The organism is Agromyces sp. P2_B3, from assembly GCF_056404815.1.
This window is the reverse complement of the sequence record NZ_JBFUDH010000003.1, coordinates 357,591-379,378: the sequence shown is the minus strand read 5'-3', so window position 1 is coordinate 379,378 and position 21,788 is coordinate 357,591. Positions and strand designations below refer to the sequence as shown.

18 protein-coding genes, 1 tRNA gene and 1 pseudogene are annotated in these 21,788 nt (G+C 72.2%); 12 read left to right on the top strand and 8 right to left on the bottom strand.

Annotation, left to right across the window (positions count from 1 at the left end):
* Window positions 1-18: 18 nt before the first annotated feature.
* Window positions 19-558 carry an N-acetyltransferase family protein gene (locus tag AC1DZA_RS07385; RefSeq protein WP_476772238.1) on the top strand — a complete coding sequence of 180 codons (540 nt, stop codon included), beginning with the start codon at window positions 19-21 and terminating at the stop codon, window positions 556-558.
* Here the strand turns inward: AC1DZA_RS07385 and AC1DZA_RS07380 are convergent.
* The 4 genes and pseudogenes from AC1DZA_RS07380 to AC1DZA_RS07365 form a co-directional block, all read right to left on the bottom strand.
* A complete protein-coding gene (locus tag AC1DZA_RS07380; RefSeq protein WP_476772237.1) occupies window positions 546-1,916 on the bottom strand; it encodes a M20 family metallopeptidase in 1,371 nt (456 codons plus the stop codon). The two genes, AC1DZA_RS07385 and AC1DZA_RS07380, sit on opposite strands and share 13 nt — an antisense overlap.
* A complete protein-coding gene (locus tag AC1DZA_RS07375) occupies window positions 1,913-3,208 on the bottom strand; it encodes an LLM class flavin-dependent oxidoreductase (protein ID WP_476772236.1) in 1,296 nt (431 codons plus the stop codon). Before AC1DZA_RS07375 ends, AC1DZA_RS07380 begins: the two co-directional genes overlap by 4 nt.
* 106 nt (window positions 3,209-3,314) lie before the next feature.
* A pseudogene (locus AC1DZA_RS07370) lies at window positions 3,315-4,568 on the bottom strand (NtaA/DmoA family FMN-dependent monooxygenase); the annotation flags it as partial.
* Window positions 4,565-5,755, bottom strand: coding sequence for an LLM class flavin-dependent oxidoreductase (locus AC1DZA_RS07365; RefSeq protein ID WP_476772235.1), 1,191 nt, complete (start codon window positions 5,753-5,755; stop codon window positions 4,565-4,567). The pseudogene AC1DZA_RS07370 and the gene AC1DZA_RS07365, both read right to left, overlap by 4 nt.
* A gap of 347 nt (window positions 5,756-6,102) precedes the next feature.
* Here AC1DZA_RS07365 and AC1DZA_RS07360 point away from each other — a divergent pair, with 347 nt between their 5' ends.
* From AC1DZA_RS07360 to msuE, 6 genes are all read left to right on the top strand, one after another.
* The gene (locus AC1DZA_RS07360) at window positions 6,103-7,098 is read left to right on the top strand and encodes an ABC transporter permease (protein WP_476772234.1); all 996 of its coding nucleotides are present in this window, start codon (window positions 6,103-6,105) and stop codon (window positions 7,096-7,098) included.
* Window positions 7,095-8,042 (top strand): ABC transporter permease, encoded by a 948-nt coding sequence (locus tag AC1DZA_RS07355; RefSeq protein ID WP_476772233.1) that lies wholly within the window; start codon window positions 7,095-7,097, stop codon window positions 8,040-8,042. The genes AC1DZA_RS07360 and AC1DZA_RS07355 overlap by 4 nt, the downstream gene beginning before the upstream one ends.
* Window positions 8,039-9,757, top strand: coding sequence for a dipeptide ABC transporter ATP-binding protein (locus tag AC1DZA_RS07350; protein ID WP_476772232.1), 1,719 nt, complete (start codon window positions 8,039-8,041; stop codon window positions 9,755-9,757). Before AC1DZA_RS07355 ends, AC1DZA_RS07350 begins: the two co-directional genes overlap by 4 nt.
* A gap of 58 nt (window positions 9,758-9,815) precedes the next feature.
* The gene (locus AC1DZA_RS07345) at window positions 9,816-11,435 is read left to right on the top strand and encodes an ABC transporter substrate-binding protein (protein WP_476772231.1); all 1,620 of its coding nucleotides are present in this window, start codon (window positions 9,816-9,818) and stop codon (window positions 11,433-11,435) included.
* A 16-nt stretch (window positions 11,436-11,451) separates the two neighbouring features.
* A complete protein-coding gene (locus AC1DZA_RS07340) occupies window positions 11,452-12,786 on the top strand; it encodes a M20/M25/M40 family metallo-hydrolase (protein ID WP_476772230.1) in 1,335 nt (444 codons plus the stop codon).
* Between the two features lie 164 nt (window positions 12,787-12,950).
* On the top strand, window positions 12,951-13,544 hold the full coding sequence (gene msuE, locus AC1DZA_RS07335) for an FMN reductase (RefSeq protein ID WP_476763790.1): 594 nt from the start codon (window positions 12,951-12,953) through the stop codon (window positions 13,542-13,544).
* Between the two features lie 44 nt (window positions 13,545-13,588).
* On the opposite strand, the gene AC1DZA_RS07330 is transcribed toward msuE, so the two are convergent.
* The gene (locus AC1DZA_RS07330; RefSeq protein ID WP_476772229.1) at window positions 13,589-13,906 is read right to left on the bottom strand and encodes a hypothetical protein; all 318 of its coding nucleotides are present in this window, start codon (window positions 13,904-13,906) and stop codon (window positions 13,589-13,591) included.
* 649 nt (window positions 13,907-14,555) lie between these two features.
* Between AC1DZA_RS07330 and AC1DZA_RS07325 the strand changes: the two genes are divergently transcribed.
* On the top strand, window positions 14,556-16,289 hold the full coding sequence (locus tag AC1DZA_RS07325) for a beta-N-acetylhexosaminidase (protein ID WP_476772228.1): 1,734 nt from the start codon (window positions 14,556-14,558) through the stop codon (window positions 16,287-16,289).
* Between the two features lie 81 nt (window positions 16,290-16,370).
* Here AC1DZA_RS07325 and AC1DZA_RS07320 read toward each other — a convergent pair.
* The 3 genes from AC1DZA_RS07320 to AC1DZA_RS07310 form a co-directional block, all read right to left on the bottom strand.
* A tRNA-Leu gene (locus AC1DZA_RS07320) sits at window positions 16,371-16,452 on the bottom strand.
* Window positions 16,453-16,574: 122 nt separating this feature from the next.
* Complete coding sequence (locus tag AC1DZA_RS07315; protein WP_476772227.1) at window positions 16,575-17,501, bottom strand: permease prefix domain 1-containing protein; 927 nt, start codon at window positions 17,499-17,501, stop codon at window positions 16,575-16,577.
* A complete protein-coding gene (locus AC1DZA_RS07310) occupies window positions 17,498-17,878 on the bottom strand; it encodes a PadR family transcriptional regulator (protein ID WP_159600918.1) in 381 nt (126 codons plus the stop codon). Before AC1DZA_RS07310 ends, AC1DZA_RS07315 begins: the two co-directional genes overlap by 4 nt.
* Before the next feature lie 106 nt (window positions 17,879-17,984).
* Here AC1DZA_RS07310 and AC1DZA_RS07305 point away from each other — a divergent pair, with 106 nt between their 5' ends.
* The 4 genes from AC1DZA_RS07305 (at window position 17,985) to AC1DZA_RS07290 (ending at window position 21,780) form a co-directional block, all read left to right on the top strand.
* On the top strand, window positions 17,985-18,623 hold the full coding sequence (locus tag AC1DZA_RS07305; protein WP_476772226.1) for a hypothetical protein: 639 nt from the start codon (window positions 17,985-17,987) through the stop codon (window positions 18,621-18,623).
* A 129-nt stretch (window positions 18,624-18,752) separates the two neighbouring features.
* A complete protein-coding gene (locus AC1DZA_RS07300) occupies window positions 18,753-19,985 on the top strand; it encodes a CpaF family protein (RefSeq protein WP_476772225.1) in 1,233 nt (410 codons plus the stop codon).
* On the top strand, window positions 19,982-20,845 hold the full coding sequence (locus AC1DZA_RS07295; RefSeq protein WP_476772224.1) for a type II secretion system F family protein: 864 nt from the start codon (window positions 19,982-19,984) through the stop codon (window positions 20,843-20,845). Before AC1DZA_RS07300 ends, AC1DZA_RS07295 begins: the two co-directional genes overlap by 4 nt.
* Window positions 20,833-21,780 (top strand): type II secretion system F family protein, encoded by a 948-nt coding sequence (locus tag AC1DZA_RS07290; protein WP_476772223.1) that lies wholly within the window; start codon window positions 20,833-20,835, stop codon window positions 21,778-21,780. Before AC1DZA_RS07295 ends, AC1DZA_RS07290 begins: the two co-directional genes overlap by 13 nt.
* Window positions 21,781-21,788: the final 8 nt, after the last annotated feature.

The following is a 21,788-nucleotide window of genomic DNA, read 5'->3' as shown; positions in this document are numbered from 1 at the left end:
AGTCGGTAGGGTCTGGCCATGGACTCCCCGTTGACGGTGCGTGCGGCCCGCGTCGACGACGCCGCCGGGATGGCGCGCGTGCTCGTTCAGTCGTGGCAGGAGACGTATCGCGGGCTCATGCGCGACGAGGTGCTCGACGACCCCGGTCTGATCGCGTTCCGGGAGCGGTTCTGGATCGCCGCGCTGACCGATGAGCGCTACCGCGCGAGTCGCGCCGCCGTGGCCGAACGCGACGGCGAGCTGATCGGGGTCGCGCTCGCCGGCCCGCCGGATCCGCCCGAGGCGGGCTGGACCATGCATCTGTACGTGCTCTACGTCATCGCAGCAGAGCACGGATCGGGCGCCGGCTCGGGCCTGCTCGACGCGGTGATCGACCCGCGCGAGTCCGCCGCGCTCTGGGTCGCCGACCCGAACCCGCGGGCGCAGGCGTTCTACCGGAAGCACGGGTTCGTCCCCGACGGCGTGGCGCAGGTCGACGACGGCGTCCGCGAGATCCGCATGGTGCGTCGCGCCCGCGGCGGACCCGGTGAGTCGGCGCGGCCGAGTCAGTCGAAGTAGCCCTCGACGTCGAGCACGCCGCCCTGCGCCGCGAAGTCGGCGTGCACGGCGGCCAGCAGCCCGTCGTCGACGAGGACGTCGGCAAGCGTTGTCGCGAGGCCGTACGCGGCATCCGTCACCGCCGTGATCGCCTCTGGCGCGCCCGCGTACGCGGCGAACTCCCGCGTATGCAGGCTGACGTCGGGCGGTGCGACCCGGATCACGGGGTGGATGCCGGGCACCCGGACGCTGACGTTGCCGAAGTCGGTCGACGCCGACTGGTGGGAGGGTGCGTCGGCCGCTCGCCGCACGATGCGCCCTCGTTCGGCCTGCGCCAGCGCCCAGCGGTCGCCCAGCGGGGCGTTGTGCCGGATCGGCAGGCTGAACGGCTGCGGATCCCAGGTCACCTCGACGCCCGTGCCCGTGGCCAGGGCGATGCCGTGCGCGACGTCGTCCACCCGAGCCGACAGCTCGCGGAGCGTGTCCGCGGCGTGCGATCGCACGTAGTACTCGAGCTCCGCGCGCTCGGGCACGACGTTGGGGCGCTCGCCGCCGTCGACGAACACGCCGTGGATGCGATCGCCCGGTGCGAGGTGTTGCCGCAGGAACCCGATCGCCTGGTAGTGCAGCGCGGCCGCGTCGAGCGCGTTCCGGCCCTGCCAGGGCGCGGCCGACGCGTGCGCGGCGACCCCGTGGTAGACGATCCGCACGATGCGGCGGCCGATGAACGGCGGATCGGCGACGTCGGCGCCGAACGGATGCGCCATCACGGCCGCGTCGACGCCGTCGAACGCGCCGGCCCTGGCGAGCAGCTCCTTGCCGTTGCCGCCCTCCTCGGCGGGCGTGCCCATGAGCAGGATCCTCCCGGGCAGCGTGCCGGGCGGCAGCGCGCGTCGGGCCTCCGCGAGGGCGAGGAACGCGCCGACGGATGCCGCGGCGATGAGGTGGTGGCCGCAGGCGTGCCCGAGGCCCGGGAGCGCGTCGTACTCGGCCAGGAGCGCGACGGTGGGACCGTCGCTCGCGCCCGGGACCTCGGCGAGGAACGCCGTGGGCAGGCCGTGCACGCCGACCTCGGCGTCGAGACCCTCGCGCGCCAGCAGGTCCCGGATCGCCGCCACGCTGGCCGTCTCGGCGAACCCGGGCTCGGCGAGCTCGAAGATGCGCGCGGCGAGGTCGCCGAGCGCGGGCGCCGATCGGTCGACCGCCGCGCCGATCGCCGCTCGCACGTGCTCGGGGGCTCCCGCATGCGGGGACGTGATCGGTGGGGCGGCGGCCGCACGCCGCTCCGCCTCGGCCGCCGCGGCGTCGAGGAACAGCGAGCTCGGCCGGGTGGGCGCCGCGCCCACGCGGATGCCGTGCGCGGCGGCGCCCCCCGTCATGCGCTCGCGAGGATCGAGTCGGCGTCCGTGTCGGCGTCGGTGTGGGCGATGCCGGCGTCCGCGTCCGTATCCGCGTCGGGTTCGCCCGCTCCACCGCCGGCGCCACCGGCATCCGCCCGCGACCACGCCTCGGCCAGTAGCCGGTACGACGCGACGCGGGCCTCGTGGTCGTGGGTGATGGTCGTGACGAGCAGCTCGTCGGCGCCCGTGACGCGCTGCAGCGTCTCGAGCAGGCCGACGACGGTCTCTGGGGAGCCGACGAAGCGGGTGTCGAGCCGGTCCTGCACGGCGGCGAGCTCGATGGCTCCGAGCTCGGCGTCGGGCAGGGCGTGGTCGGGGCTCGGGTACGGCACGGCGCCCTGCCCCTCGCGGATGGAGAGCACCCACTCGGCGTAGCCGGCGGCCAAGCGCCGTGCCGCGGCATCCGTCTCAGCGACGACCACGTCGACCGACACGATCGTGTGCGGCCGCTCGAGCTCGGCGGACGGCTGGAAGTGCGCGCGGTACTCGGCGAGCGACTCGATGACGCCGCTCGGGGCGACGTGGTAGTTGGCGCCGTACGGCAGGCCCAGGCGACCGGCGATGCGGGCGCTCTCGCCCGCCGTCGAGCCGTGGATCCACACCTGCACGCCACTGCCCTCGGCGGGCTGCACGGTCACGGGGATGCCGTCGCCCACGTAGCCGCCGCCGAAGAACGCGAGCAGGTCGTCGACGGTGTCGGCGAAACGGGCGGCGTCGCCGGGCTCGCGACCGAGCAGGCGGCCCTGCAGCGCGAAGCGCGCCCGATCGAAGGCGAAGGGGCGCGCCGGCGGCACGACGAGGCCGTCGACGACCCGGTTCTCCACGGTGTCGGATGCCACAGGGGCCGCCTTCTCGGCTTCGGGTGCGGCGCCGGCAGCCGCCGGCGGCGGGAACCCCGACCGCCCGAGCCCGAGGTCCACCCGGTCCGGCCAGATCGCAGCGACCGTGCCGAGCGCCTCGGCCACCTGCAGCGGCTCGTAGTTGCCGAGGATCGTCGCGGCGGTGCCGACCCGGATGCGCTCGGTGGCTCCAGCGAGGATGCCGAGCAGCGTGTGCGGGGCCGATCCGGCCACGCCGGGGTTCAGATGGTGCTCGGCGAGCCAGTACCGCGCATAGCCGAACGCCTCCGTGCGCCGGGCGAGGTCGATCGAGTTGCGCAGCGCCTCGCCGGCGGTCGAGCCCTCGGCGATGGGCACGAGGTCGAGCACCGCGAGCGGCACGCGCCTCGCGAGCGACTCTCGGCCCGCGGCATCCGTCGTCTCAGCCGACACGACGCACCTCCTCGGCGAGCTCGGTCGGCTCCGTGAGTCCGAGCGTGCGGCGGAGGGTGGCACCCTCCTCGTATTCGGTGCGGTACACGCCGCGGTCCTGCAGCTCGGGGATGACCCGCTCGACGAACTCGTCGAGGCCGTGCGGCGACGTGGTTCCGACGATGACGAACCCGTCGGTGGCCCGCTCCTGCACGTAGCGGTCGAGCTCTGCGGCGACGGTGGCGGGCGTGCCGACGAACGACTGGCGCCCGGCGACCGCGATGACGAGCTCGCGGATGCTGAGCTCCTCCGCCTCCGAGCGCGCCCGCCAGCCCTGCGCGATCTGCACGGCGTTGGGGTAGCGCGGCGCCCAGCCCTTGGTGATCGAGGCCTCTGGATCGGGGTCGAACTCGGGCAGCGGGCCGTCGGGGTCGCGATCCGAGAGGTCGACGCCCCAGACCTGCTCGAGCACGGTGATGGCGGTCTTCGGGCCGACCTGCGCGAGGGCGTCCTCGCGGGCGCGCTCGGCCGCCTCGGCCTCGGTGTCGCCGAGCGCGAAGGTGACGGCCGGTAGGATCTTCAGCGAGTCCTCGGTGCGGCCGCGGCCGGCGAGCCGGCCCTTCACGTCGCGGTAGAACTGCTGCGCCTCCTCGAACACGCTGTGCCGCGAGAAGATGACCTCGGCATGCTCGGCGGCGAAGTCGCGGCCGTCGGCCGAGTCGCCCGCCTGCACGATCACCGGATAGCCCTGCGGGCTGCGCGGCACGTTGAACCGGCCGGCCACGTCGAACTGCGGACCGCGGTGCGCGAACGGCTCGATCCCGTCGTCGGCGAGGAACCGTCCGCTCGCCCGGTCGGCCACGATCGCGCCCGGCGACCAGCTGTCCCACAGCTCCTTCGCGAGGCCGACGAACTCGGATGCCCGGGTGTAGCGGTCGGCGTGGTCGAGGAAGCCGCCGCGGCGGAAGTTCGCGCCGTGGAACGCGTCCGAGCTCGTCACGACGTTCCAGCCGGCGCGTCCGTTCGACAGGTGGTCGAGCGTCGCGAGCTGGCGTGCGAGCTCGTAGGGCTCGTTGAACGTCGCGCTCAGCGTGCCCACGAGCCCGATGTTCCGCGTGACGGCGGCGAGCGCCGTGAGCACCGCGAGGGTGTTCGGCCGTCCGACGACATCCAGGTCGTGGATGAGCCCCTTGTGCTCGCGCAGCCGCAGCCCCTCGGCGAGGAAGAGGTAGTCGAACCGGCCGCGCTCGGCGGTGCGGGCGAAGTGCTCGAAGGCGCTGAAGTCGATCTGGCTGCGCTGCAGCGGGTCGCTCCACACGGTGGTGTTGTTGACGCCGGGGAAATGGGCGGCCAGGTGCACCTGGCGGGGTGTCGTGCTCATGCTGCGGTCTCCTCCACGGCGTAGCGGTTGGCGGGGCGCTCGAAGCCGAGGCGCTCGCGCAGGGTCGTGCCGGCGGCATCCGCTCGGTCGAAGGCGGGGAGCACCCACTCGGCGAGCTGGTCGAGGTCGCGGGTGAGGCGGGCGGGGCGCACGCGCACGCCGTCGTAGCCGAGCGCGGTCCACGCGTCGATCTGCTCGACCAGCGCTACGGGCGTGCCCGCGAAGATGAGGGCATCGGATGTCGCGGGCGCGCCGTGCCAGGCGTCGAGCCGTTCGAGTGCGGCGGCGGCACCCGCGGGGGTCGCCTCGAGGAGCACGACGGCGTCGGCGAGCACCGAGAGCGGTCGGCCCTCGCGGCCGACGCGGGACTCGGCGTCGCGCACCTCGGCGAGGATCGAGGCCGCCTGCACGTCGTCGTGCGGCGTGACGAAGACGACGTCGGCGCTCGTCGCGGCGAGCTCGTAGGGGATCGTCTGGTGCGCGAGCGCGGTGACGAGGGGCTGGCCCTGCGGGGAGCGCGGGGTGATCGAGGGGCCTTTCACCGAGAAGCGCTCGCCCTGGAAGTCGGCGTAGTGCAGCTTGTCGCGGTCGACGAAGCGCGCCGTGGCGGCATCCCGGATGATCGCGTCGTCCTCCCAGCTGTCCCAGAGCCGGCGCACCACCTCGACGACGTCGCGGGCCTCGTCGAAGAGGTCGCGCACGACCTCGGAGTCGCCACGGCGCACGGCGTCGTAGTCGAGCGGGGCGATCTCGCGCCGGCCGAAGTGGCGGGCCTCGTGCGCCGCGCCCGACACCTGCACGCGCCAGCCGGCCCGGCCGCGGCTCGCGAAGTCGAGCGTCTGCAGGCCGGTCGCGACGTGGAACGGCTCGGTATGGGTCGTGGTCACCGTCGGCACGAGACCGATCCGGCTCGTGGACGGGGCGATGAGGGAGGCGATGAGCAGGGCATCGAGCCGGCCGCGCACCTGGTCGACACGGTCGTCGACGCCCCAGAACGACGAGGACTGCACGCCGAGGGCGTCCTCGATGGTGAGGAAGTCGACGCCGGCGCGTTCGGCCGTGCGTGCGAGCTCGATCCAGTAGCCGGGGCTGAACAGCTCGGCCGGCCGGGCCGAGGGGTCGCGCCACGCGGCCGGGTGCCAGCCGGCGCCGTCGAGGGCGAGGGCGATGGTGGTTCGTCGTGTCATAGCGGCCACTCTCGGCTGGGCCGGGCGGCCGTGCAACAGCCTTCGTCACAGGACGCCGCCGATCGCAACATCCCTTCATCCGGCGCCTTCCGGCGACCGATTCGGCGCGTCATCCGCCGTCGCAATCGCCACATCGCTTCACGCTGCGTCACGCGGCGTGACGACGTTTGCGGCACGCTCCGAGCCGGCGAAACAGTGGTCCCGACCGCACCGAACCACCACGTGAAGAGGGAGAACCCCGTGACGTCGACCACCGAGATCACCGAACCCGCACCCGAGCTCGAACGGGCGACGGCGGCGTCGCGGGCGCAGACGGCGACGGGCGTGCACGACGGGGGACCTCGACGATGGTGAGGTATCTCGGCATCCGGCTCCTGCAGGCGGTGGGGGTGCTCTGGGCCGCGTACACCGTGGCGTTCCTCGTGCTCTACGCCCTGCCCGGCGACCCGGTGTCGTTGCTGGCCGGAGCCGACGCGAACGACATCAGTCCCGAGCAGCTCGACGCGCTGCGCGCGCAGTACGGCCTCGACCGGCCCCTCCTGGTGCAGTACCTCGACCAGCTCGCCGCCGCGCTGCACGGCGACCTCGGACGCTCGCTCGTGAGCGGCCGGCCCGTCACCGAGGTCATCGGCGAGGCCATCCCGCCCACGGCGGCGATCGCGTCGGCGGCGCTCGTGCTCGCTGTCGTGTTCGGGGCCGGCCTCGCGATCCTCGCGAACTACACCCGCCGCGGGTGGCTCGCGAACGTGCTGCTCGGACTGCCCCCGCTCGGCGTCGCGATCCCGGCGTTCTGGTTCGGGCTGATGCTCATCCAATGGTTCTCGTTCAGCCTGCCGGTCTTCCCGGCCGTCGGCGATCGGGGACCGGCGTCGATCGTGCTCCCGGCGATCGCGCTCGCGCTGCCGACCGGGGCGATGATCGCCCAGCTGCTGTCGAAGAGCCTCGCGACGACGCTGTCCGAGCCGTACGTCGACACCGCGTGGGCGAAGGGGGCGGACCGTGCCCGCGTGCACCTCGGGCATGCGCTGAAGAACGCCGCGCTGCCCGCCCTCACGATCACCGGGCTGATCGTCGGCCAGCTGCTGTCGGGAACGGTGGTCACCGAGACGGTCTTCTCCCGGCCGGGACTCGGCCGGGTCACCTCGGGCGCCGTGCAGCAGCAGGACGTGCCCGTCGTGCAGGGCATCGTGCTGTTCGCCGCGGCGGCGTTCGTCATCGCCAACCTGCTGGTCGACCTCGTGTACCCGCTCCTCGACCCCCGCATCCTCGGGGCCGGCGGCCGTTCCCGGTCGCGCACGCCGCGACCCGCGTTCACGCCCGCCGCCATGGAGGAGACGTCATGACCGAGACGGTCACGCTCACGTCGGGGGAGCGCCAGCAGTCCGACGACCTCTTCGCGGCCACCGCGTCGGCGAGGTTCGGCGACGCGGTGCGTTCGCGGTCGACGGATGCCGCGTCCCGCACGATCGGGGTCGCCGGACGGCTCGTCGCGCGGCCGACCCTCCTGGTCGCCGTTGTCTGGCTCGCGCTCGTCGTGCTCGCAGCGGTGGCCCCGCAGGTGCTCGCCCCGGGCGATCCGCTCGCGGGCGTGCCCGCCGATCGGCTGCAGCCGCCGTCGGCCGCGCACTGGTTCGGCACCGACCAGCTCGGCCGCGACCTGTTCACCCGCGTCGTGCACGGCACCGCCCTATCGCTCCAGGCCGCGGGCATCGCCGTCACGGTCGGGCTCGTCCTCGGCACGCTGCTCGGCCTGCTCGCCGGGTTCGTCGGCCGCTGGGTCGACGCGGGCGTCATGCGGTTCGCCGACGTGCTGCTCGCGATCCCCTCGCTGCTGCTGTCGCTCGCGATCATCACCGCGCTGGGCTTCGGCACGGTGAACGTGGCGATCGCGGTCGGCATCGCGAGCGTGGCATCCGTCTCCCGGATCATGCGATCCGAGGTGCTGCGGGTGCGCACCTCGGTGTACGTCGACGCCGCGCACGCGTCGGGCGACCGGTGGAGCCGGGTGCTGTTCCGGCACGTGCTGCCCAACTCGGCCGGGCCGGTGCTGGTGCTCGCGACGCTCGAGTTCGCGACGGCGATCCTCGCCGTGTCCGCGCTCAGCTTCCTCGGCTACGGCGCCCAGCCGCCCACGCCCGAGTGGGGATCGCTCGTCGCCGGAGGCCGCGACTTCCTCCGCAACGCGTGGTGGCTGACCACCATGCCGGGCCTCGTCATCGCCGCCACGGTGCTGGCCGCGAACCGGCTGTCCCACGCCCTCGACCTCGAACGGAGACGAGCACGATGAGCCTCGCAACCGATGTGCCGCCCACCGCCCGCACCGACATCGCGGCCGACGCGCCGCGGCCGGCCGACCCGGCCGACCTCCTCGTCGTCGACCGCCTCGCCGTGACCTACCGGGTGAACGGCGCGGTCATCGACGGCGTGCGTGAGGCGTCCCTCACGATCGGGCAGGGGGAGACGGTCGCGATCGTGGGGGCGTCCGGATCGGGCAAGTCCACCACCGCGCACGCGATCCTGCGTCTCCTGCCGCCGTCGGCGGCCATCGCGGGCGGCTCCGTGCGGTTCCGAGGCCGCGACCTCGCACAAGCGGGGGAGGCGGAGCTCCGTGGCATCCGGGGCCGGGCGATCGGATTCGTCCCGCAGGACCCGACGGTCAGCCTCAACCCGGTGCAGCGCATCGGCGACCAGGTCGGCGAGGTGCTGCGCATCCACGGGCTCGCCGACCGGCGCACCGCCCGGAGCCGGGCGGTCGAGGCGCTCGCGGAGGCGGGCCTGCCCGACCCCGAGGTGCACGCCGAGCAGTACCCGCACGAACTCTCTGGCGGCATGCGCCAGCGGGTGCTCATCGCGATCGCGATCATCGCCAGGCCCGCGCTGATCATCGCCGACGAGCCCACGAGCGCGCTCGACGTCACCGTGCAGCGCCAGATCCTCGACCGCATCGACGTGCTCAAGCGCGAGCTCGGCACGAGCGTGCTGCTCATCACGCACGACCTCGGGGTGGCCGCCGACCGAGCCGACCGCATCGTCGTGATGTCGCAGGGCGAGGTGGTCGAGACCGGCACCCCCGCCCAGGTGCTCGGCGCCCCGCGGCATGCGTACACGAAGCAGCTCATCGCGGCGGCGCCGAGTCTCGACGATCCGCGCTCCGTGTCGAGGGCGACGGCACCGGATGCCGCGACGGCGCCCGAGCCGCAGGTGCTCCTCGCGGCGATCGACCTGGTGAAGGAGTTCCCCGTCCCGCGCGCGGCCGGCGGCGGTACCCACCGGGCGGTCGACGGGGTGAGCTTCGCGATCCCGCGCGGTCGCACCCTGGCCGTCGTCGGCGAATCGGGGTCGGGCAAGTCGACGACCGCACGGCTCGTGCTGCGACTGGCCGACCCGACCTCGGGACGCATCGAGTTCGCGGGCGACGACCTCACGCGGCTGGCGGGCCGGGCGCTGCGGCAGTTCCGCCGGCGCGCGCAGCTCGTGCACCAGAATCCGTACGCCTCGCTGAACCCCAGGCTGACGATCGGCGCGATCGTCGCCGATCCGCTCGAGGCGTTCGGGCTCGGCAGCCGCGCGTCGCGGGCGCGCCGGGTGGCCGAGCTCATCGATGTCGTCGCCCTGCCGAGCAGCGTGCTGCGGCGCAAGCCGGCCGAGCTGTCGGGCGGGCAGCGGCAGCGCGTCGCCATCGCCCGCGCCCTCGCGATCTCGCCCGAACTCCTCGTGCTCGACGAGCCCGTCTCGGCGCTCGACGTCTCGATCCAGGACCAGATCCTCACGCTGCTCGTCGACATCCAACGCGAACTGGGGTTGAGCTACCTGTTCATCTCGCACGACCTCGCCGTGGTGCGCCGCATCGCGCACGAGGTCGTGGTCATGCGCGAGGGCCGGGTCGTCGAGAGCGGCGGCATCGACGCGGTGTTCCGCGCCCCTCGCGACCCGTACACCCGCGCGCTGCTCGACGCCATCCCGGGCTCCGATGCGGCGCGCACGCGGCACCCGGCCCACTGATCCACCCGACTCCATCCCGTCCACGCATTCCGAACCGACCGAACACCAGGAGCAGCACATGTCCATCCATCGCCGAACCGCCCTCGCCGCCGCCGTCGCGGCCACGACCCTCGCCCTCACGGGCTGCGCCGCCGCCGCGAGCACCTCCGACGCGGCATCCGACGGCGCCGTCACCGAGGGCGGCGACCTCGTCTTCGCCATCGGCAACGACCCGATCTCGCTGAACCCCTCTGGCACCGGCTCGGGCAACGACACCCTCTACGTCACGCGCCAGCTCGTCGACTCACTGCTCTACCAGGACCCGGAGACCGGGGCGCTCGAGCCCTGGCTGGCCACCGAGTGGTCGAGCAACGACGACGCGACGGTGTTCACGTTCGAGCTGCGCGACGACGTGTCGTTCTCCGACGGTTCGCCGCTCACGGCCGCCGACGTCAAGGGCACGTTCGACGATATCGTCGCCGCCGGCGCCGAGAGCCAGGCGATCAGCTCGTTCATCGGCTACGCCGAGACCGTGGCCGTCGACGACGACACCGTCGAGGTGCACTTCGCCGCGCCGAACGCCGCGTTCCCGAGCTCGGCCGCATCCGTCGCGCTGGGCATCGTGGCGGAGTCCACCCGCGCGACCCCGTTCGCCGAGCGCGCCGACGGCTCGGCCGTGGTGGGCAGCGGACCCTTCACGCTCGACGAGTACACGAAGGACGTGCAGACGGTGCTCGAGCGGCGCGACGACTACGCCTGGGGGCCGGCGCCCCTCGGCAACGACGGTGCGGCGCACCTCGACACCGTGACCTTCCAGGTCGTTCCCGAGGCGGGCGTGCGCACGGGCAGCCTGGCTTCCGCGCAGGTGGACGTCATCGGCGGCGTGCAGCCCATCGACGTGCAGACCCTCGAGGACGGCGGGTTCCCGCTCGTGCATCGCGGCAACCCCGGCGCCACGTTCGGTGTCTACTTCAACGAGGCGCGTCCCATCGTCGCCGACCGCACCGTGCGCGAGGCCATCGCGAACGCGATCGACGCCGAGGAGGTGCGCGACACCGCGCTCAACGACCTGTTCGCGGTGGCCACGAGCTCGCTCGCCGCGACGACGCCGGGCTTCGCCGACCAGTCGGGCAGCTTCGCCTTCGATCCCGACCACGCCGAGGAGCTGCTCGATGAGGCCGGCTGGGCGCCCGGATCCGACGGGATCCGCGAGCGCGACGGCGAGCGACTCTCGCTCGACCTCGCGTGGATCACGAACTTCGGCCCGAACCAGACGTCGCTCGAGCTCATCCAGCAGCAGCTGAAGGCGGTCGGCGTCGAGGTGAACCTCGTGGGCGGCACGGTGCCCGAGTTCCTGAAGCTGCAGGAGTCGGGGGACTTCGACCTGTCCTGGCAGAACCTGTCGCGCGCCGACGGCGACGTGCTGCGCACCACCTACTCGACGGCCGCCACGAACCGGCTCCACCTCGACGACCCCGAGCTCGAGTCGCTGCTGCAGGAGCAGGCGGCGGTGGCGGATGCCACGGCTCGCGGCGCCGTGCTCGCCGACGCGCAGGAGCGCATCGCGACGGAGTTCCACCAGGTCCCGGTGCACGAGCTGACGTCGATCCTCGGCACCCAGCCGACGGTGCACGGCGTGACGCTGGGCGCGGATTCGCGCCTCGACTCGCTCGTCGCGGCGTGGAAGTCCGCGGAGTAGGGGAACACTGAACGACATGGCTTCGAACGACGTTCCCCCGGCCGGCTCGCTGCTCGAGGAGGAGGCGCTGCGGTTCATCCGCGACCTCATCCGCATCGAGAGCGTGAACACCGGCGACCCCGACACGGTCGGCGACGGCGAGACCCGGGCCGCGCGCTACGTGCAGGCGGCCCTCGAGGAGGCCGGCTACGCGACGACGTTCCTCGAGTCGCGGCCCGGCCGGGGGAGCGTCGTCGCGCGCCTCGCGGGACGCGACCCGTCCCGCGGGGCGCTCGTCGTGCACGCGCACCTCGACGTGGTCCCCGTGGACGGGCAGGACTGGACGCGTCCGCCGTTCGGCGCCGAGATCGACGACGGCGTGCTGTACGGGCGCGGCGCCGTCGACATGAAGAACTTCGCCGGGGTCATCCTCGCGGTCGCGCGGGCCTTCGCGCGCGACGGCGAGGTGCCCGAGCGCGACCTGGTCTTCGCGTTCTTCGCCGACGAGGAGGCCGGTGGCGTCTGGGGTGCCCGCTGGCTCGTCGAGCACCATCCCGAGCTGTTCGCCGGCGCCACCGAGGCGCTCAGCGAGGTCGGCGGATTCTCCGTGCCGCTCGCGCCCGGTCGTCGCGCCTACCTCGTTGCGACCGCCGAGAAGGGCGTCGCGTGGGCGCAGCTGAAGGCCCGCGGACGCCCCGGGCACGGCTCCCGCCCCACCGCCGACAACGCCGTGGTGCGACTCGCGCGGGCGGTCGCCGCGGTCGGCGAGCACCGGTTCCCGGTCACCCGCACGCCGGCGCTCGACGCGTTCCTCACGAGCTTCGGCGCCGCCCGCGGCGTCGAGTTCACGGATGCCGCGCTCGAGGCGCAGCTCGACGACCTCGGGTTCGTCGGCGGCATCGTCGGCGCGACCCTGCGCGACACGGCGTCGCCCACGGTGCTCTCGGCCGGATCCAAGACGAATGTCATCCCCGCCACGGCGACCGCGGCCCTCGACCTCCGGATCCTGCCCGGCCACGAGGACACGTTCCGCGACGACCTGCAGCGCGTCGTCGGCGACGACGTGGAGCTCGAGGTCGCCCGGTGGATCCCGCCGATCGCATCGCCGCTCGACTCGCCGCTCCTCGAGGTCGCCCAGCGTGCGATCACGGCCGAGGACGACGGCGGTGTGGTCGTGCCCTACCTGCTCCCCGCGAGCACCGACAACAAGCACCTCGCCCGGCTCGGCATCGCCGGCTACGGCTTCGTGCCGCTGCGCGTGCCCGACGACTTCGACGTGTTCGGGCAGTTCCACACGGCCGACGAGCACATCCCGGTCGACGCCCTGTACTTCTCGGCGCGCGTCACGCACCGGCTCCTCCGCGACGCATGACGACGCGTCCGAGCGGTCACGCGGCGACATCTGCGAGCCGCGGATGCCGCGTGCGCGGCGCCTTCCGTGACGCCGGGATACCTCGTGTGAAGGCCTGTGTCGTCGCCTTACCCCGGGTGTCCAGGGCGATTCCGGTGTCGCCCGTGGCGGGTTAGCGTCCAACCATGCCGAACATCTCCATCGTCGCCGTCTCCGGAAGCCTGCACTCGCCGTCGAAGACCACCGTGCTCGTGCACGAGATCCTCGAGGGCTTCGCCACCGCCCTGCGCTCGGGATCGGGCAACGACCTCGAGGTCGAGACGCACCTCATCGAGCTCTCCGACATCGGGCGCGAGTTCTCGGGTGCGCTGAGCCGCGACGACCTCAGCCCCATCGCCGAGGACGCGCTGCGCCGCATCGAGTCGGCCACCCTGCTCATCGTCGCGAGCCCCGTCTACCGGGCGTCGTTCACGGGCCTGTTCAAGCACGTGTTCGACTTCGTCGGGCAGTACGCGCTCATCGACAAGCCCGTGCTGCTCGCGGCGACCGGCGGCAGCGACCGGCACGCGCTGATCATCGAGCACCAGTTCCGCCCGCTGTTCTCGTTCTTCCAGGCGATCACGCTGCCGATCGGCGTGTACGCGAGCGACACCGACTTCGTCGACTACCGCATCGACTCGCAGGGCCTGCGCGACCGCATCGACCAGGCGATCGCCCGCGGCCTCCCCGTCGTGCGCTCCACGGTGCTGCCCGTGTCGGAGTACGTCGCCACCTGGTGACCGCGGCCGGGCCGACGGGTGACCCGACTGGTCGGCGGCGGGCGCTACGTCGCCGTGATCACGATGCCGTGCAGGTCGGCGATCTCCGCTCGCAGCGTGTCGATGATCGCGAGCAGCGCCGCGTCGTCCTGGTCGGCGATCGGGTCGCTCAACGAGCCGATGGTCGCTTCGAGGCCGGCGAGTCCCGACGTGTAGGCCGGTTCGACGCTCGAGGGAACGGCGAGCGCCTCGAGCTGGCCGAGGTTGAAGGTCAGCTCGAGGGCGTTGGCGAGGAGACGCAGGAAGCCGTCCTCGCCGACCGTCGCGACCATGTCGTCCAGGTCGTCGGACATGTCGTCGAGGTGCCCGTTCGCCTGGCCCATGAACGTTCCGGCATCCGCGACCGCGGGCGGTGTCGGGGCCGGCGTCGGCGAGGGAACCGGCGACGTGGTCGAGGTCGGGGCGCGGAAGAACTGTCGCCGGACGCGGCGGGGTCGGCTCCCCGGCCGACGACCACCGCGGCGCGGATGCTGCCCACGACGATGAGCACGACGACGACCGCGGCGCGGATGCTGCCCACGACGATGAGCACGACGACGACCGCGGCGACGATGAGCCACACCCGCGTCGACGTGGTCATGCCTGGCCAGCCAGTCGGCGCGGATGCGACCGCACCGCCCGCGTCGGCGGATTCGGCCGAACCCTGGCCCGGCGGCGGGGTGGGGTCCGCTGAGCTCATGGTCCTCCTTCGGACTCGGCGTCAGCGTACGCCGCCCCGGGCGTGCCGCGCCCCCAGAACGGGTCCGCGCTCGATGCCCAGAGCCGCGAGCTCAGTGCCCGTCCCAGCTCAGCTCAGCTCAGTGCGGAACGACCTCCTCCGCCCATGACGAGTGCGCGAAACGTGCTTGATAGTTCGTGAAAAGTGATTGATAGTGATTGAAAGTGGGTACTTGTTGACATCTTTCGTCAAAGGCGGCTAGCCTCCGAGGCATCGGGCACGACCTGACCCGCTGAAGCTGAAGGAGGACATCGATGTCCACACGGACACGCCGAGCCCAGACGATCGCCGCGGTGGCGGCCGTGGGAGCGATCGCACTGATCGTCGCACCGGTCCCAGCGAACGCAGCCGACGTCACTGAGACGACGGGTGGGGGCGCGCAGATCGCCGTCATCCCCGCCCCGGCACGCCTGGAGGCCCCGGAAGCGGCTCCGGTCGTGCTCGGGTCGGGCACCGTCATCAGGACCCATCCACGAGACGACGGCGCCGCCGAGGTCGGGGAGAGTCTGGCCGCACTACTCCGGGATGCCACGGGCTACGAGATTCCGGTCGGGCAACGCGCGGCCGGGGCATCCCAGGGCGCGACGATCGAGCTGTCGACGCGAGGCGACAACGCCCTGGGCGATGAGGGCTACACGCTCGAGGCGACGGGTACGCGTGTATCGGTCGAGGCGCACAGTGCCGAGGGCCTCTTCCGCGGCGTGACCACGCTTCGGCAGTTGCTGCCCGCAGCGATCGAGTCATCCGACGCCTCGGACGGCCCGTGGGTCGTGCCCGCGGTCGAGATCGCCGACGCGCCGCGCTACGAGTACCGCGGTGCGATGCTCGACGTCGGCCGCCGGTTCTTCCCCGTCGACGACGTCAAGCGCTTCATCGACCAGATGGCGCTGTACAAGTTCAACGCGCTGCACCTGCACCTCACCGACGACCAGGGCTGGCGGCTCACGGTCGACGCTCGCCCCGAGCTCACCGGGATCGGCGGCTCCACTCAGAGCGGCTGGGCCCCGGGCACGGGCGGTCCGTGGTTCTACACGAAGGCCGACTACCGCGAGATCGTCGAGTACGCGGCGGAGCGGTTCATCGAGGTCGTGCCCGAGGTCGACGGCCCGGGCCATTCGACCTCGGCGAAGGCGGCGATCCCGGGTATCAACTGCTCGGGCGTCGCACCGGCGCCGTACACCGGCTTCGACGTCGGGCTCCCACCCGTGTGCCTCACCCCAGAGAAGCGCGCCGATGTGCAGACATACCTTGTCGACGTCCTCGGCGAGGCCGCCGTGCAGAGCTCGTCCGACATCGTGCACATCGGCGGCGACGAGGTGCCATCGATCACGGACGAGCAGATGGACTGGTACGTGCAGACCGCCGGGGACATCGTGACCGACCAGGGCAAGCGGATTATGGGCTGGCACCAGATCGGCTCGTCGCCGCTGCCGCCTGGATCGCTCATCCAGTGGTGGGCCGACGCGGGCGACCAGGCCTCCATCGGCACGCCGAACGAGCGGGTCGACGTTCGCGACCTCCGGTCGGCCCTCGAGCAGGGTGCCCAGGTCGTTGCGTCGCCGGCAGACCGCGCGTATCTCGACATGAAGTACGACTCGACCGTGCCCTATGGACTCAGTTGGGCCGGCCTCGTTGACCTGCAGCGCGCGTACGAGTGGGACCCGATCACGGTGACGTCGAGCCCCGACGGCAGTGTGTCGCTCGCGACCGAGGAGCAGATCGCCGGAGTCGAGGCGGCCCTCTGGACCGATCGCGCCTACCGCGGGTCGACGAAGCTGCCGACCTCGCTCGACCAGTTCATCCCGATCCCTGAGTACGCCGACTTCATGAGCTTCCCCCGCATGCCGGCGATCGCCGAGATCGGCTGGTCGAACTCCGAGGTGCGCTCGTTCGATGACTTTCAGAACCGGATCGTCGCGCATGCCGACCGCTGGGACCAGCTTGGAATCGGGTACTACCACGCGCCGGATGTGCCCTGGCAGGAGTAGGGTACGCGGGTCGTTCACGACGACCCAATGCCAAGGCCCGACTCTCCCGAGACTTCGGGGGCGTCGGGCCCGTTGAGCCAGTGCGGAAGGAGGGACTTGAACCCTCACGCCCGAAGGCACAGGAACCTAAATCCTGCGTGTCTGCCGATTTCACCACTCCCGCGAGTGCCCGATCAGTCTAGGCGCTGGCCCAGCGGCGGCCCGGCTCACGAAGGCGACGACGGGCGCGCCGTCCCTTGGGGAACGGCGCGCCCGCGGCATCCGTGAGCCGAGCGGATGCCGCGCTCAGCCCTTGCGCTTCGCGTCGGCGCCGAACAGCATGCGCGCGAGCGTGATGAGCATCACGACGAAGCCGGCGATGAGCGCGACGGGTGCCCACAGCCACCCGACGGTGAAGCCGAGCACGATCGCGACGACGAACGCGACGGTCCAGATGGCGGCGGTGTAGATGCCGAAGCGGGCGGCCGACGCCGGGTCCTCGTCGAAGCGGTTGCCGATGTTGGCCGTGCGCTGCTGCTCGAGCACCCACGGCTTGTGCCGGTTGGTCTGCGTCGCCCCGAGGTAGCTCAGCACGCCGATCGCGGCGACCACGAGCAGGGCGCCGAGGATGATCCAGGCGAGGTCGAGCCGCACGATCACCACGGCGGTGAACGCGAGGCCGGCGAGCAGCGCGCCGGTCGAGGCGCCGAACCACACGGCGCGGCCGGTGGGCAGCGGATGGCTCGCGCTCGTCTCCTGGCGCAGGGCGTCGCCCGTGACGAACCCGAGTGCGACGCCGAACACCGCGCTGAGCGTGACGAGCACCGCGGTGCTCGTCGACAGCACGTCGAACAGGCCGAGCACGAGCAGCGCGAGCGCTGCGGCGGCGACGATCGAGAGCACCACGGTGCGCACCACGAAGCCGGGCCTCGGCCGCACGCGATTGCGCAGCGCAGCGGATGCCGCGGACTCGGTGCGCGTGGCCGCGGCCGTCTCGGCGGGGGAGTCGCCGTCGACGAGGGCGCGGAGGTCGCCGAGCTCGGCGATCGCCCGGCGCGCGGCATCCGACGGCTCGATGCCCGATGCCTCGAGCTCCGCGACGCGGAAGAGGAGGTTGTCGCGGATCTCCTCCTTCAGGTCCTGCGTCTCGGGGGTGACCTCGACGCCGGCGAACGCCTCGTCGAGGAGGCGGTGGATGTCGGTGCTACGGCGGATGGGGTCGGTCGCGTTCATGCGCGGGAGCCTTTCAGTGCAGTGGGCGCGGTGCCCAGGAGGTCGTCGATGATGCCGCGCGTGGCGACCCAGTTGGCCACGTTCGAGCGGAAGGCGGCGCGGCCCGCATCGGTGATGCGGTAGTACTTGCGGCGGCCGCCCTGCGACTCGTCGCCCCAGTAGGCCTCGGCCAGCCCGTCGCGCACGAGGCGGCGGTAGCTCGCATAGAGCGTCGCCTCCTTGATCTCGTAGGCGCCGCCGGTGGCCTCGCGGATGGACTTGTAGATCTCGAAGCCGTAGCTGTCGTGTCGTCGCAGCACGCCGAGCACGATCGTGTCGGTGTGACCGCGGAGCAGGTCGGCGGTGAACGCCTCGCTGTCGGCAATGTCTTGCATCATGTCGAGTACTGTATCAGATCAACTACATCATGTGAAGCAGTAACCGACGTGAGCGAAACGCTGTGGCGCATTGGGGGTGCCCGCGCCGACCTGGCGCGAGTAGCGTGTGCCCAGCGAGAAATCCTCACTTCTGGGCACGCGAGACAGGAAACCCGACATGAACCGCTCAACGCTCATCGGAGGGGTCGCCGCCGGCCTCCTGCTGACGACGACGCTCGCATCACCCGCGTATGCCGGTCCGGTGGAGGTCATTCCCTGGGAGGACTCCTACGAGACCGTCCACTTGGTCGGTGAAGAGGAGTGGTGCGATCCCGACGTCGTCGACTTCGAGGTCGCCGAGAGCTGGGAAGGGAGTGGCATCGACCGCGTCACCACGGAGGAGGACGGCATCCTGCGCTTCGCAAGCGTGTACAAGTCGGTCGCGACGTACACGGCGAATGGGAAGACCTTCGTGGTCGAAGCACAGGGGAACGGCCGCGATCACAGGATCGTCGACAATGGCGATGGAACGCTCACCATCTGGGTCAAGGAGTCGTTCAAGTCGACGGCCTGGCTCGATGGGGAGTTCCTGTTCCACGACTCGGGGATCAACTCGGGCGCGATCCTCGTCGATTACAACGGCACATTGTCCAATCCTGATGACGACGTGTTCCTCGGAGTCGCCGAGGATTTCGTGGCGCACGGTCGTATCGACACCCTCGATCGCGATTTCTGCGAGGACATCGCCCTCTTCCTGGGCGACTGAGTCTGCGACGGCGAACCGAACGGACCTCGCCGCGCATGCCATCCCGTGACGTGCGTGCGCCATCCGTAAGGCGTCGCGCGCTGTGGATAAGTTCGGGGCGCGTCATCCGCCGCCCCGCATCATGGACGCATGACCGACCCCGTGCGCACCATCGCCGACCGCGTGCGCACCAGGGTCCTCCGCGAGGGCGTCGACCTCGCCACCGACGGCAGCGTCGCGGCGCGCTACGCGAACGAGGAGGTGCGCCGCTACAGCGAGCGGGCGCTGGCGGGCGCGCACGCGCAGCTCGGCGACGAGGCCGGCACGGCCCGCGACGTCGTCGCCTCGATCACGGGCTACGGGCCGCTGCAGCCGTTCTTCGACGACCCCACGGTCGAGGAGATCTGGATCAATGCGCCCACCCGCGTGTTCGTCGCACGCGACGGAGTCGCCGAGCTGACGACGGTGGTGCTCTCCGACCGCGAGGTGCGCGAGCTCGTCGAGCGGATGCTGCAGCACTCGGGCCGGCGCGTCGACCTGTCGTCGCCCTTCGTCGACGCGTCGCTGCCCGACGGCTCTCGCCTGCACGTGGCGATCCCCGATGTCGCACGCGCTCACTGGGCGGTGAACATCCGCAAGTTCCGGCGCAGCATCCGCTCGCTGGCGCAGCTCGTCGAACTCGGCTCGCTGCCGCTGCAGGCCGCGGAGTTCCTGCGCATGAACGTGCTCGCCGGCGCGAACATCCTCGTGTCCGGGGCGACGCACACCGGCAAGACGACGCTGCTCAACGCACTCATGTCGGCGGCGCGGGTCGGCGACCGGGTCGTCACCGTCGAGGAGACGTTCGAGCTCGACCTCGACGTGCGTGACCTCGTGTCGATGCAGTGCCGCCAGCCCAACCTCGAGGGCACGGGCGAGATCACGCTCCGGCGCCTCATCAAGGAGGCCCTGCGCATGCGACCCGACCGGATCGTGGTCGGCGAGGTGCGCGAGGCCGAGAGCCTCGACCTGCTCATCGCGCTCAACTCGGGGCTGCCCGGCATGTGCACGATCCACGCCAACTCCGCCCGCGACGCCCTCGTGAAGCTGTGCACGCTACCGCTGCTCGCGGGGCGCAACATCGACTCGTCGTTCGTGGTCCCCACCGTCGCGAGCTGCATCGACCTCGTCGTGCATCTCGGCATCGACCGCGACGGCGTGCGGCGCGTGCTCGAGATCGCCGCCCCCACCGGCGCGACGACGGATGCCGCGGTCGACATGGACCCCATCTTCCTCCGCAGCGGCGGTACCCTCGTGCCGACCGGCGCCCGGCCCGCGCGCCTCGAGAAGTTCGTCGCAGCCGGGCTCAATCCCGCGCTGGTGCTCGGCGGAGCGACAGGATGAGCCTCATCCTCGGCGGACTCCTCGGGCTGGGCGTGCTGCTGGCGGTGTCGCCGCTGCTGTGGCCCGCGCGCCGGGGCACCGATGACGCACCGTCACCGGCGTTCCGCGGCATCCACGACGACCTCGCCCTCGCCGGGCTCGGCGGGGTGCCCCTGGCGGCGGTCGTCGCCGTGTGCGCCATCCTCGCGATCATCCTCGGCGCGATCGCGCAGGCGGTGTTCCAGATCCCTGTGCTCACGGCCGTCGCCGCGGTGCTCGGCGCCGCGCTCGTCCCGCTCGCCGTGCGCGGGCGCGCCTCCCGGCGACGTGCGGCGAACCGGGCGGTGTGGCCCGACGTGGTCGATCACCTGGTGGCGTCAGTTCGCGCGGGCATGTCGCTTCCCGAGAGCGTCGCCGCGCTCGCAGAACTCGGCCCGGCGCCCACCCGGCGCGCGTTCGGCGAGTTCGCCGCGCACTACGAGCGCACCGGCAACTTCGTGCTCTCCGTCGACCAGCTCAAGGCGACGCTGGCCGATCCCGTCGCCGACCGGCTGCTCGAGACCCTCCGCATGGCGCGGGAGGTGGGCGGCAGCGACGTCACCGCCGTGCTGCGCGGGCTCTCGGGTTACCTCCGGGAAGACGCGGCACTCCGCGCCGAGGTCATCGCCCGGCAGTCGTGGATCCGCAACGCCGCGCGCCTCGGCGTGGCCGCACCCTGGCTGCTCCTCGTCGTGCTGGCGTCTCGCCATGAGACCCTCGTCGCGTACGACTCGGCGGCCGGGTCGACCCTGATCATCGTCGGCGTCGTCGTGACGATCGTGGCATATCGGTTGATGGTCGCACTCGGTCGCCTGCCCGAGGAGCGCCGATGGCTTCGCTGAATGCGATCTCGCCGACGGGGCTCGTCCTCGGCGCGATCCTCGGGCTCGGGCTGTGGCTGATCGTCTCGACGGTTCCGAGGCTCGGGCGGCCGCGTCTCGTGGAACGCGTCGCCCCGTACGTGGCCGACCTGTCCGCCGAGGCGCGAGCGATGCTGGCGCAGCGTCCGGCGGGGCCGGCACCCGTGCTGGGCGTCGTCGTCGCGCCGCTCGCGCACCGAGCCAGGGCCATCGCCACGGAATGGCTCGGCGGCAACGAGGTGATCGCGAAGCGGCTGCGCCAGTCGGGCTCCAGCGTGTCCGTCGAGCGGTTCCGGGGCGAGCAGCTCGCCTGGGCGGCCGGCGCGTTCGTCGCGGGCGCCGCGCTCGCGATCGCCGTTCCCACGTTCACCGCCCTGCCCGCGATCGTGCGCGTCGCCATGCCGGTGATCGGCGCGGCACTCGGTGCCGCGCTGCGCGACTGGATGCTGCAGCGTCGCGCTCGCCGTCGGCTCGCGCGGGTCTCGGCCGAGCTGCCCACCGTGCTCGAGTTCCTGACGCTCAGCCTCACGGCGGGCGAAGGCATGCTCGACGCGATCCGGCGGATCGCCGCCGCCGGCCACGGCGAACTGCCGAGCGAGTTCGCGCGCGTCGTGTCCGCGGTCGGCACCGGCGTCCCGCTCAGCCTCGCGCTCGCGGAACTCCGCGACGGCCTCGACCACCCGGCGCTCTCGCGAGCCCTCGATCAGATCCTCGGCGCTCTCGAGCGCGGCGCGCCCCTCGCCGCCGTCCTGCGGTCGCAGGCGGGCGACGCCCGCGAGGAGGCGAAGCGCACGATCATCGAGGTGGCGGGCCGCAAGGAGATCGCGATGCTCGTTCCGCTGATCTTCCTGATCCTGCCCGTCACGGTGGCCTTCGCCCTGTTCCCCGGCTACCTCGTGCTGCAGACCGGGTTCTGATGCGACAC